At 44.3% G+C, this 13,201-nt stretch carries 10 protein-coding genes; all 10 read left to right on the forward strand.

Annotated features, from left to right (window positions below; all coding sequences use genetic code 11):
- Window positions 1-188 precede the first annotated feature (188 nt).
- Window positions 189-968: an MIP/aquaporin family protein gene (locus AC805_RS00065; protein ID WP_055073518.1), complete on the forward strand. Its 780-nt coding sequence runs from the start codon at window positions 189-191 to the stop codon at window positions 966-968.
- 67 nt (window positions 969-1,035) lie between these two features.
- A complete protein-coding gene (locus AC805_RS00070) occupies window positions 1,036-2,514 on the forward strand; it encodes an alpha-amylase family glycosyl hydrolase (RefSeq protein ID WP_055073519.1) in 1,479 nt (492 codons plus the stop codon).
- A gap of 238 nt (window positions 2,515-2,752) precedes the next feature.
- Window positions 2,753-3,559, forward strand: coding sequence for a glucose 1-dehydrogenase (locus AC805_RS00075; protein WP_055073520.1), 807 nt, complete (start codon window positions 2,753-2,755; stop codon window positions 3,557-3,559).
- 9 nt (window positions 3,560-3,568) lie between these two features.
- Window positions 3,569-5,149: a GMC family oxidoreductase gene (locus AC805_RS00080; protein ID WP_231662370.1), complete on the forward strand. Its 1,581-nt coding sequence runs from the start codon at window positions 3,569-3,571 to the stop codon at window positions 5,147-5,149.
- 1 nt (window position 5,150) lies between these two features.
- Window positions 5,151-6,224: a VOC family protein gene (locus AC805_RS00085; RefSeq protein ID WP_072143474.1), complete on the forward strand. Its 1,074-nt coding sequence runs from the start codon at window positions 5,151-5,153 to the stop codon at window positions 6,222-6,224.
- A gap of 73 nt (window positions 6,225-6,297) precedes the next feature.
- Window positions 6,298-7,128, forward strand: coding sequence for a hypothetical protein (locus tag AC805_RS00090; protein WP_055073522.1), 831 nt, complete (start codon window positions 6,298-6,300; stop codon window positions 7,126-7,128).
- Between the two features lie 9 nt (window positions 7,129-7,137).
- Complete coding sequence (locus AC805_RS00095) at window positions 7,138-8,127, forward strand: adenylate/guanylate cyclase domain-containing protein (RefSeq protein WP_055073527.1); 990 nt, start codon at window positions 7,138-7,140, stop codon at window positions 8,125-8,127.
- 21 nt (window positions 8,128-8,148) lie between these two features.
- Window positions 8,149-9,693, forward strand: coding sequence for a GMC oxidoreductase (locus AC805_RS00100; protein ID WP_055073523.1), 1,545 nt, complete (start codon window positions 8,149-8,151; stop codon window positions 9,691-9,693).
- Between the two features lie 183 nt (window positions 9,694-9,876).
- Entirely contained in the window at window positions 9,877-10,230 is a 354-nt protein-coding gene (locus AC805_RS00105; protein ID WP_055073524.1) for a hypothetical protein, read from the forward strand.
- Window positions 10,231-10,486: 256 nt separating this feature from the next.
- Window positions 10,487-13,129: an MGH1-like glycoside hydrolase domain-containing protein gene (locus AC805_RS00110; protein ID WP_055073525.1), complete on the forward strand. Its 2,643-nt coding sequence runs from the start codon at window positions 10,487-10,489 to the stop codon at window positions 13,127-13,129.
- The last annotated feature ends 72 nt before the right edge of the window (window positions 13,130-13,201 follow it).

Consider the following 13,201-nt stretch of genomic DNA (forward strand, 5'->3'; position numbering starts at 1 on the left):
CAATTTCCAAAAGTGTGGCTACACTTTTGGAAATTGGGATAAATGGTTTGTGGAAGTGCCCCCAAAAAGCGAGCGCTTCCACAAACCCAAAAATCTACAAATGATTTAGGACTGCTATATAGATGCGATTGGGTTTAACTCGGATTTAATCTTTATTCCTTTGAAAACCACCTTCTTAGCACATAATCATGAATCTAGTAGAATACGCAATCGAGGCATTATGCTTGGGCGCATTCATGGTCAGCGCTACCCTAGTAACTGCATTATTTGAGCTTCCTTTATCGCCCATTCATCAGGCGATCGCCGAGCCTCTATTGCGACGCTTGGCGATCGGGATCGCGATGGCATTAACCTTGATTGCCATTGTCTATTCTCCCTTAGGAATGAGATCGGGAGCGCATCTAAATCCATCGGTAACTTTGACTTTCTGGCGGCTTAAAAAAATTCGCGCCCTCGATGCCTGTTTTTATATCTTGGCTCAGGCTTTTGGTGCGATATCAGGGATCTGGCTGGCTGGAGTTTTGCTCGGTACGGCGATCGCCAATCCCTCGGTAAACTATATTGCGACAGTCCCCAGCTTTGCGGGAGAAATGGGAGCTTTTTTAGCGGAGTTTGGTATTTCCTTGGGAATGATGACCCTGATATTACAGGTATCTAACAACCCAAAGATATCTCAACTTACGGGATTATTTTGCGGATTATTAGTAATAGTTTATATTACCTTTGAGGCTCCCATTTCAGGAATGAGCATGAATCCCGCCCGTTCTCTAGGTTCGGCGATACCATCTCAGGCATGGCATGGCTTTTGGGTTTACTGTATCGCTCCGCCTCTAGGAATGCTCTTGGCTTCAGAACTTTATCTGAGACTTAATAAGAGAAAGAGTCGCGCGGAACTGTGTTGTAAGCTCTGCCCGAACAGTACTACCCCATGCATCAGTCCCGTATGTTGTCAGATGTGCAAACTATAGGAAAACCAGTGCTGTGCTTCGAGCGCGGCGCGGACTCGCGATCGCCTTATAAAAATTGTCAAAAACTATGAATGATATTGCTTTTCCTTCGCTGTATCAAATAAATACCCGTGTATGGCTGAATCAAATATCCCAAAAGACAGGAAATAAAGCATCTCTCGATGACATTCCCGATCGTGAATTGGATGAATTAGCCGATCTAGGCTTTGACTGGGTATACTTCCTCAGTATCTGGCAGATCGGAGAAGTTGGTCGTAACATATCTCGTTCCAATCCTCAATGGTTAGAGGAATATAGAGAAACTTTTCCAGAATTTCAAAACGAAGATATTTGCGGCTCTGGATTTGCCATTACAAGCTATACCCTCAATAGCAATTTGGGTGCACTTGATTCCTTACTTCGTCTTCGCGATCGCTTGCACCAACGCGGGCTAAAATTGATGCTGGATTTTGTTCCTAACCATACGGCGATCGACTCTGCTTGGGTCGGCGAACATCCAGAATATTATGTTGGCGGTTCTGAAAACGATCTTCGCGAACAGCCGCAAAACTACATAAAACTAAGTTTGCCTCGCGGCGAGACGATCCTTGCCTATGGACGCGATCCCTATTTCAGCGGTTGGGTCGATACGCTCCAACTCAATTATGGCAATCCTGCTTTGCAATCAGCCTTAATCGACGAATTATTAAAGATTTCTCAATGGTGCGATGGATTGCGTTGCGATATGGCAATGCTGGTCTTACCAGAAATTTTCAAACAGACATGGGGAGTCGCGATCGAACCCTTTTGGAAAAAGGCGATCGATCGGGTTAAGGAAGGATCTCCAGATTTTACATTTATGGGTGAAGTTTACTGGGATTTGGAATGGAAACTTCAACAACAAGGATTTGATTACACCTACGATAAACGCTTATATGATCGCCTTCGCGATCGCCACGCCCGGTCGGTGAAAGAACATTTCTGGGCGGATTTAAATTATCAGAAAAAATCAACTCGCTTCTTGGAAAACCACGACGAACCCCGTGCCGCCAGCATTTTTCCCGAACGCATCCATAGAGCCGCAGCTTTAATAAGCTTCTTCTGTTCGGGAATGCGCTTTTTTCATCAAGGGCAGTTGCAGGGCTGGACAAAGAAAATTTCCGTCCATTTATGTCGATTTCCAGAGCAACCGACGAATCCCAATTTACAAGAATTTTACGGACAAATCCTTGAGGTTTTGCATCAAGACCTATTTCGTAATGGCGAATGGCATCTACTGAACTGTAAACCCGCATGGTCGGATAATTGGACTTGGGATTGCTTCGTGGGTTTTGCTTGGCAAAATCGAGAAGGGCAAAAGGCGATCGTAGTTGTTAACTATGCTGGCAATCAAAGCCAATGTTTTGTTCACATGCCTTGGGATGTAACGAGCAAACTGAAGTATGTATTTAAAGATTTGGTCGGTTCTGAAAGTTATATTCGTAATGGTGAAGAGCTCGCTAATAGGGGACTTTATTTAGATCTCCCTCCTTGGGGGTATCATATATTTAAATTTCATGAAGAATGAAAATAGAATTTTTCATCACCCATGCAAATAAAGATGATGATTCGCTGAGGAAATGATTAAAGATTATTCCAAAAGCATCATCTGATTTCAATCAAGTTTTTATAGCTTTCTAACCTTCTCAAGTTTCTTCTCAAACACAATAGATTAAACGTTTAGCTAAAACCTTAAGCCTCATAGGATATTTTAGCTCTTCGAGAATCTTTCCCAATAATTGCAAATCTTACTGCGGTGAAAATATATGAGTCTTGAAGGAAAAGTTGCCCTAGTTACTGGTAGCAGTGGTGGAATCGGACAAGGGATTGCGATTCGTTTGGCAAAAGAGGGCGCTAAGGTTGTCGTTAACTATCGCTCCAATCCTCAAGGTGCGGAAGAGACTTTGAGCGCTATTAAAGCGGTCGGCGGTGAATGCATGATGGCAGATGGATTCTGCGATCACGATCGCGGTTACAGTATTGGCGCGGATTTGGGCATGGTCGAAGACGTAAAGCGCTTGATCGATGAGAGCATCGCCCATTATGGCACTCTCGATATTTTGGTCAACAATGCAGGCATTGAAAAGCACGCCGACTTCTGGGATGTCACTGAAAAGGATTTTGAAGCGGTGATGAATATTAACTTTAAAGGGGTATTCTTTGCCACGCAATCCTTTGTCAAACATCAGATCGAGAGAGGAAAGCGCGACGGTCGCATCATTAACATCAGTTCCGTTCACGAAGAGTTGCCATTCCCTCATTTTACCGCTTACTGCGCTAGTAAAGGTGCTTTAAAAATGATGACCCGCAATCTTGCGGTCGAGCTAGGAGCATTGGGTCTCACGATCAATAATGTGGCGCCAGGGGCGATCGAAACTCCAATTAATAAGGCACTTCTCAACGATCCTTCTAAATTACAACCATTGCTGAAGAATATTCCCCTCGGCAGATTGGGACAGCCCGAAGATGTTGCTGCTGTCGTTGCATTTTTGGCATCCGATGAAGCTCGCTACATCACTGGCTCTACTATTGTCGTAGATGGTGGTTTGCTTTGGAATTACCAAGAACAGTAAGAGAAACCTATGTCAGCCGCATCTACTTCTATGGAACATTTCGACATTATCATCATCGGTACTGGTGCTGCGGGAGGAACTTTAGCTTATAAGTTAGCTCCCACGGGCAAAAAGATCCTCGTATTAGAGCGAGGTTCTTTTTTGCCAAGGGAAAAAGAAAATTGGGACACAAAAGTTGCTTTCAAAAGCAATCGCTATCACAACGACGAGGTTTGGTACGATCGCGATGGCAAAGAATTGCATCCAGGGATGAGCTACTTTGTTGGCGGGAATACCAAGATCTACGGAGCGGCGTTATTTAGATTGCGCGAACGAGATTTTGAAGAATACCAGCACAAGGACGGGGTTTCTCCAGCTTGGCCGCTAAAATATCGCGATTTTGAACCTTACTACACTCAGGCGGAAGAACTATTTCAAGTGCATGGCGATCGCGGCATCGATCCGACGGAACCGCCTCGCAGTCGAGATTATTTTTATCCTGCGGTGAGTCACGAGCCGAGAATGCAGGAAGTGAGCGAATCTCTCCAGCAAAAGGGATTGCATCCTTACCATACCCCCCTAGGTATCAAATTGAATGAGGTTCAAAAGCATCTGAGTGAATGCATTCGTTGCAGCACTTGCGATGGCTTTCCTTGTTTGGTAAGGGCAAAATCCGATGCCGAAGTGAATGGGATTTTACCTGCAATTCAGCATCCGAATGTAACTTTATTAACGGAAGCAAAGGTATTAAAGTTACATACCAGCGAGTTGGGAAAAGAGATTGCCTCGGTTGAAGTGAGCGTTAATAATGAGATCGTGCGGTTTTCGGGCGGTATCGTCGTCCTTTCCTGTGGAGCGGTCAATTCATCGGCAATCCTATTGCGATCGCGCAACGAGCTTCATCCCAACGGTTTAGCCAATAGTTCCGACTTGGTGGGACGAAACTTTATGAAGCACGTACTCGGTTCGATTATTGGCGTAACGAAGAAGCCGAATCCTACCAAATTTCAAAAGACCCTATCGATTAACGACTTCTATTGGGGCGAAGATGGCTACGAATATCCCTTGGGACAAATTCAAACACTCGGTAAGGTCAATCAGGAGATGATCGAGGGTAATGCTGCGGCCTACGCCCCAATGACTCCTGAAGAAGTAGCATCTCACTCGGTAGATTGGTGGTTGACCGTAGAGGATTTGCCAGACCCCAAAAATCGGGTTCTTGTGGATGGCGATCGCATCGTTCTCGACTATACCGAAAACAATTCAGAACCCTATAGCCGATTGGAAAGCAAGTGGATTAAAATTCTCAAATCCATTGACTGCGGTGAGAAAGTTATCCCGCATTCTAATTATTTCGTGAAAGGTTCGTCCAACTATTTCACTGGCAAGCTCGGCTTACAGGGTGTCGGGCATCAGGTCGGGACTTGTCGCTTTGGTGAAGATCCGCTAACTTCCGTGTTGAACTTGAATTGTCAAACCCACGATATTGATAATCTCTACGTTGTCGATGGTAGCTTTTTCTGTTCTAGCGGTGCTGTCAATCCGACTTTGACAATCATTGCCAATGCGATCAGAGTTGCCGAGCATCTAACTGAGAGGCTGGGAGAATAGCATGGCAATTAAATTCACCAAAAAATTCTTGCCGATTGCCGTTGTCATGCTTCTTGGGGTTACGATTCAGGGAGCTTTTACCACAGTATCTCTATCGATGGAAGCTCCATCGGCGATCGCCCAAACCAATAACTCTATCGGTGTAACCGCTGTTGATTCTGTAGGAATTACCGTTGCGGATATGGATAAATCGATTCAGTTTTATACTGAGGTTTTATCATTTCAAAAGATATCCGATGTGGAAGTTTTGGGAAGCGAGTACGAACGCATCCAAGGAATATTTGGAGTGCGCCTGAGAGTAGTAAAATTGCGCTTGGGAGAAGAAGTCCTAGAATTAACGGAATATCTTACGCCCAAGGGAAGGCAAATTCCCGTTGAATCGAGGAGTAACGATCGCTGGTTTCAACATATAGCGATCGCCGTGACCGACATGGACAAAGCCTACGAAATCCTTCGCAAGTATAAAGTTCAATACTCTTCTACCGCGCCCCAGAAAATTCCCGATTCTAATAAAGCCGCCGCAGGTATTAGAGCTTTTTACTTCAAAGATCCTGACGGGCATAACTTAGAAATCATCTATTTCCCTGCGGGGAAAGGCGATCCCAAATGGCAAAAAGGGAGCAGTCAAGTCTTTCTCGGCATCGACCATACCGCTATCGTCGTGAGCAATACCGATGTTAGTCTGAAATTCTATCGCGATCTTCTAGGACTGCGGCTGGCGGGAGAAAGTGAAAATTTTGGCACCGAGCAAGAGCATCTCAACAACGTTTTTGGAGCTAAGTTAAAAATCAGCGGTTTGAGAGCGCCATCGGGTTTGGGTATCGAGTTCCTCGATTATTTATCCCCAAGCGATGGTAAGCCCTATCCTGCGGATGCCCGACCTAACGATCTATGGCATTGGCAGACAACGCTAGTCGTAACCGACATTGACGCGATCGCAAAGAAAATGAGAACTAATCGGACGGTCTTTATCTCTCCCGAGGCGATCGAGATGCCTACGCGCTCTTTGGGGTTTAGGCGAGGATTTTTAGTAAGAGATCCTGACGGTCACGCCCTAAGAATTGTCGAAAAATAAGTTCAAATAAGTTTCAAACATCAGTCTCAAACATCAGTTCCAAAAAATTTAATTTAAATATAGCTGAAACATTATGAATACCGACGAAGAATCCTCATTCAAATTCGATCTCCAACAACTTGCATCGGCGAGACTTCAACTCCATTATGCAATTCAACCACTAGCGGCGATCGCTAACGTTTATCCCGATCCAAACCATAGAGGTTTAGGCTGGGACGAGCAACTGGGATTTATCACCCATATCGTTATTATGGAAAAGTCCTATACAGTTGCTCTCGACCCGATCTCCTTAACCTTAGAATTTGTTACCGACCCAGATACAATTATTTCATCCTTTTCCTTGTCCGATCGCGCCTTATCCGAAGCTTTTGCATGGATCAAAGCGATTGTCAGTGAATTAGGAGGTTTGGGAGATTTAGTCGTCCCAATTACTTATCCGCCCGATGACTTCCCCGATAGCGATCTCGCTCGCGGCGCGACATTCAACCTCGAAAATATATCGTCGCTTTTTGCCGAATATTATGCGGCAGCCAATCGTATTCTTCAATGTATTGTTGAATCTGAATCGCTGGCATCATCCGTTCGCCTCTGGCCGCACCATTTTGATATTGCTACTTTAATTTCTATTCCCGCCGCGATCGATGGGGAAGAAAAAACCGTAGGTGTAGGATTGTCCCCAGGGGATGGAAGCTATGCCGAGCCTTACTGGTATGTGACACCCTATCCCTACCCAGAAAATACCGACGATTTACCAATTTTAGATGGCGATGGGATTTGGCATAAAGAATATTGGGTTGGAGCCGTTCTCAAGGCTTCGCAATTTGGCGATCCGATCAAAAGTGAAGAACGAGTTAAAACTTTTTTAATTTCTGCGATCGAAGCTTGTAAAAAGTTACTAGGATAACTAATGATTATGGCAAAAATTAGCTGCTTTCCAGACAAGCGTTCTTTTGATATCGAACCATCTGAGACGATTTTGGCGAATTTGCTAGCCAATGGGATCGAGCATACTCATGTTTGTGGGGGAAATGCTTATTGTTCCACTTGCAGAATCATGATTTTAGATGGAGAACAAAATTGTAGCGCTCCGTCTGCTGCTGAGAGAGCCTTAGCCAAAAAGTTGGATTTTCCATTTCACATTCGTCTTGCTTGCCAGACTAAAGTTACAGGTAATGTTTCGATTCGTCGGATGGTTATCGATGATGAAGATATTGATATCCTCGAAGGTCAGTTAGCAAGTGGAACGGCAAACAGCGATCGCCATGTGGCTTTAGTTTTTGCGACAATTCGAGGCTCGTCAAATTTTGATGAAGTAAACTTTCACTACGACATCGTCTACATCATGAACCGCTATTACCATCGCATTCAAAGGGTTGTAAAGCAGTATGGTGGCTTTATTCCCAACGTGATGGGATTAAAGATAATGGCTGTATTTGGTGCAGAAAAAAATGGCACTTTGGCTGCCGAGAGAGCCGTATGGGCTGGATTGGATATGCTAGAAGCGGTTAAGGAATTGAATACTTTTCTGAAGCAATTATCCTACGATCCGCTTCATCTTAGTATTGGCATTAATTACGGAAAGGCAATTTTAGTAGCGATCGATCCCGAAAAACCTGATATTGTCACGCCACTGGGAAATGTGGCAAATACTGTCAGTCGGATTGAATTAGCCAATAAAGAATTAGGTAGCGATTTGTTGGTTTCGGAATCCATATACCACCTAGTCAAAACTTCAGCAAATATCAATCGATTCAATACGGTTCGCATCGGGAACGATGAATTTAAGGTCTATGAAGTCGCTGCCATGCAAGGCGATCGCCCTAAAGTTTCTATCGCAAAAGAAAGCATTCCTGCGCCTACAAGGATAATGTCTTTTTTTCAAAGATTCTTGTCAAAAAATTAGCGAATAACAAGGTAAAATTCCATGTCTACAGAACATTACGATGTCATTATCATTGGTACGGGTGCAGGCGGAGGAACCCTTGCCTATCGCTTAGCTCCGAGCGGCAAGAAAATTTTGATCTTAGAAAGAGGCGCGTTTTTGCCTCAAGAGAAACAGAATTGGGACACGATCGAAGTCTATAAAAAAGATCGCTACCATACTTCTGAAACTTGGGTCGACGATCGCAATGGCAGTCAAATTCATCCTGGAACGGGCTATTGGGTTGGCGGCAATACTAAGGTTTATGGTGGTGCGCTGCTGCGTTTGCGGGAGCGGGATTTCGATCGCGTCGAACACAAAGGAGGAATTTCACCCGCATGGATATTAAAATACCAAGACTTTGAACCCTATTACACCGAAGCGGAAAAACTCTATGACGTGCATGGAGAGCGGGGTCAAGATCCCACCGAGCCTCCAACTGCATCTCCCTATCCCTACCCTCCAGTTTCCCACGAGCCGAGAATTCAGGAGATTCACGACGATCTCAAAAAGTTGGGTTTAAACCCGATCAACCTTCCTTTGGCGATCAAACTGAATGAAGTAAATCGTCGTTTGGGCGCGTGCATTCGTTGTAACACCTGTGATGGATTTCCCTGTTTGGTGAATGGCAAAGGTGACTCGGATATAAATTGCGTTCGTCCCGCGATCGCCATGAATAACGTTACCTTACTAACTGAAGCGGAGGTGCTACGCCTGCATACCAGTCCATCGGGAAAGGCAGTCACCAGCGTTGAAGTGAAATTAGACGACCAAATTGTCAGTTTCTCCAGCGATATAGTTGTGGTTTCCTGCGGCGCGATCAATTCGGCGGCTCTGTTATTGCGATCGGCTAATGATTTGCATCCAAACGGATTGGCTAATAGCTCCGACCAAGTGGGCAGGAACTTCATGAAACACCAGCATGGCGCGATCGTCGGTATCACTCCGAAACCAAATCCCAGCGAGTTCCAGAAAACCCTTGCCGTTCTGGATTACTACTGGGGTGAAAAGGATTTTAATTATCCAATGGGGTTGATCCAACTTTTAGGCAAGGTAAACAAAGATATGATCGCCCTCGATGCACCTGTATTCGCGCCAGGAATGGCTTTAGACCAAATCGCCCAACATTCGGTTGATTGGTTTGTCACCGCAGAAGATTTACCCGATCCCAACAATCGCGTCACTTACAAAAATGGAAACGTGCATCTCCGCTATACCGAGAACAATACGGAAGCCTTCGATCGCTTGATGGATCGGTGGAGTAAAGTATTAAAATCGATCGACTGTGGCGATCGGATTATTCCCGTATCTCTATACTTTCGCAAGAAGTTGGATATTGCAGCAGTGGCGCATCAAAATGGAACCTGCCGATTTGGCGAAGATCCTAAGGATTCGGTTTTAGATGTTAACTGTCGAACTCATGATATAGATAATCTCTATGTCGTCGATGGTTCCTTTTTCCCTTCCAGTGCGGCTGTCAACCCTACATTGACCATTATTGCCAATGCTTTGCGGGTAGGCGATCGCCTATTAGAACGCATCGGCTAAATAAGTAAGATGGGCGGCGCTTCGCACCGCCCATCCTTAGGATAGAGACTAATATCTCAGGAAGAATTAATCAGTTTCTTATTTTTGTATGGGTCAAGCTTCAGTTTAATGATTCATACTTTAAAAATACTGCAATGCACAGAATCATTGTACCGACAGAATAATTCTATACTTGGTAAAATCATGAAAAGATTACTTCTCACCCTCTTGCCAGCATTACTAATTTCGACAGCTATTGCTCCTTCAGTTAAGGCAGCCGACGATGCAATGCCGATGCCCTCAGTTGAAGTAACAATGAAGATAACTTTGACTCCCTTCAATCTTGCGTATTTGGCACATCAAGGTTATTTTAAGGATCAAGGAATTCCCGATTCTGGCGAACTCATGAGAGGATTCATTGACGGTTCGATTACTGCCAAACAAATTGTGAAAGCTGCGGTAGATAGCAATAGACTTCCAGCGGCATTTCTTCAAAATGAATCCTATATTTCCGCAGTTAAAGTTCAACTCTATTCCCTTACACTATCTCCTCGGTAGTGACAAAGCCTCAAGCTCCCGTTCGGAAAGAGTTAAGAGAGACTTATAAATTTCTCTTATTGCGGTTTTCAAATGAGTGCGTACTCATTTGAAAACAAAAAACAATCCTAGCAAGGGTTTTGAGTTTTCATTTTGCCGTAGGCAAAATGAAAACTGCAATAACTCTAAGCTCTCTTTTATAGAAGAGTTTAGATATTTCTATTCCCAAACTTTAACTCATTCAAAATACTTTCATAACGTCTTGTTGTAGAGAAATATGACAAACCCAGAGCAAATAAGATTGATAGATTCCCGAAATGGCATTCATTGGAGAAAATGGGGCTGTTATCTCAGCGATCGCCAATGGGGAACAGTGCGTGAAGATTACAGTCCCACGGGAGATGCATGGGATTATTTCTCGCACGATCAATCGCGATCGCGTGCCTATCGATGGGGCGAAGATGGTATCGCGGGTATTTCTGACGATCGCCAGTTCCTGTGCTTTGCGATCGCTCTCTGGAATGGAGCCGATCCAATTATTAAAGAAAGACTATTCGGATTAACAGGCAGCGAGGGCAATCACGGAGAGGACGTTAAGGAGTATTACTTTTATCTGGATAACACTCCTACCCATTCCTACATGAAGTATCTCTACAAATATCCGCAAGCAGCATTTCCCTACGGACAACTCGTAGATGTAAATAAGCATCGCGGTCGGAGAGAGCGAGAGTTTGAACTATTGGATACTGGAGTATTTGATAATAATCGCTACTTTGATGTGGTCGTTGAATATGCAAAATCTTCACCGCAGGATATAACGATCCAAATTAGCGTCACCAATCACGCCCCCGAATCGCAAACCATCCATCTTCTGCCTACACTTTGGTTTCGCAATACATGGGCTTGGGACAATAGCAAAAAACCCTTACTGCAAGCCCATTCATCGGATGCGATCGCGGCAGGTCACGAGCAGCTCGGTCAAATGTGGCTCTATTGTCCCGACAGTAAAGAGTTACTTTTTACCGAAAATGAAACCAATTTTCAGCGACTATTTGGAACTGCTAATAGCTCCAAATACTTAAAGGATGGCATCAATGACTATATTGTCAATGGCGCGGCATCAGTAAATCCAGAGCAACAGGGCACAAAGGCAACGGCTCATTACGAATTAGCGATCGCTTCAGGTGAAACTAAAATTGTAAAATTGCGCCTGAGCGATATCGCCCCTAATGCTATTAATTTAGGCTCGGAAGCAGAAATCGTAGCAACGCGCCTGAGCGAAGCCAATGAATTCTATGGACAGATTGCGCCATTTGCGATGACCGATGATATGCGCAACGTCCAGAGGCAAGCCTTTGCGGGAATGTTATGGAGTAAACAATACTACAACTATTCCGTAAAGCCTTGGCTAGAAGGCGATTCATCTGCGCCTAAACCACCGAGAGATCGGCTCAAGGGGCGGAATGCCCAATGGTTTCATTTGGAATCCGAAGAAATTCTGTCTATGCCTGACAAATGGGAATACCCTTGGTTTGCCGCTTGGGATTTAGCTTTCCACGCGATTCCCATCGCAATGATCGATCCTGATTTTGCAAAGCGGCAGCTCGATGTAATTACCCGCGAATGGTTCATGCATCCTAACGGACAAATTCCCGCCTATGAATGGAATTTTGGGGATGTCAATCCTCCCGTTCACGCATGGGCGACCTATCGCGTCTATAAGATCGAGCAGAAGATGTATGGAAAAGGCGATCGCAAGTTTTTAGAACGGGTATTCCAAAAACTTTTGCTGAATTTCACTTGGTGGGTAAATCGGAAGGATCGCGATGGGAAAAACATCTTTGAAGGTGGTTTCTTAGGATTGGACAATATTGGAGTCTTCGATCGCAGTGCTGAATTGCCCACAGGCGGTTATATCGAACAAGCCGATGGCACGAGTTGGATGGGCATGTATTGCTTGAATCTGTTAACAATTGCCCTAGAACTAGCACAAGAGAACAACGTTTACGAAGATATTGCTACCAAATTCTTCGAGCATTTTCTTTACATTGCCGATGCGATGAATAAAGTCGGAGATAATAACACCGAGCTTTGGGATGACGCGGATGGCTTTTATTACGACGTACTGCATCTCCCCGATGGCAAGCAATTGAAATTAAAAGTGCGATCAATGGTCGGATTAATTCCTCTTTTTGCCGTCCAAACCCTAGATCCAGATTTGCTAGATCGGTTGCCTGAATTTAAAAATAGAATGCAATGGTTTATCGATCATCATCCCGAATTAACTCAAAATGTTTCTTGCATGGAAAGCTGCGGGCTCGGGGCTAGACGATTACTGGCTATCTGTTATCGCGATAAACTCCAACGCATTCTTACCAAAATGTTAGATGAGAGTGAATTCTTAGGCGACTATGGCATTCGCGCCCTCTCTAAATTCCATAAGGATCGTCCCTATATTTGGAAAACTAATGGTAGTGAATATAGGGTTGATTACGAGCCAGCAGAATCCTCAAGCAGTTTATTTGGCGGTAATTCTAACTGGCGAGGTCCCGTCTGGATGCCTGTAAATTTCTTGATTATCGAGTCCTTACAGAAATTCCACCATTTCTACGGCGATAGTCTTAAAATTGAGTATCCTACTGGTTCTGGGAATTTGCTGACTTTGAGTGATGTTGCCGCTGCGTTATCGAAACGTTTGATCGATATTTTTATTCAAGACCATAATGGCGATCGCCCCGTCAACGACAAGCAAAATGGCAAAAAAACAAAATTCGATACTGACGAGAGCTGGAAAAATTTAGTTCTGTTCTATGAATATTTTCACGGCGATAATGGTTCGGGGATTGGAGCCAGCCATCAGACTGGATGGACTGGTCTAGTAGCAAAACTCATCCAACAATCAAGTGAATATTCCGAGTGAATATTCTAATAAAAAACAGCTTACAGCAATTATCGATCAAACGAACCACAAGGAAATTTTTGAAAGCGTTGC

It is taken from the genome of Pseudanabaena sp. 'Roaring Creek' (assembly GCF_001402795.1).
GTDB lineage: Bacteria > Cyanobacteriota > Cyanobacteriia > Pseudanabaenales > Pseudanabaenaceae > Pseudanabaena.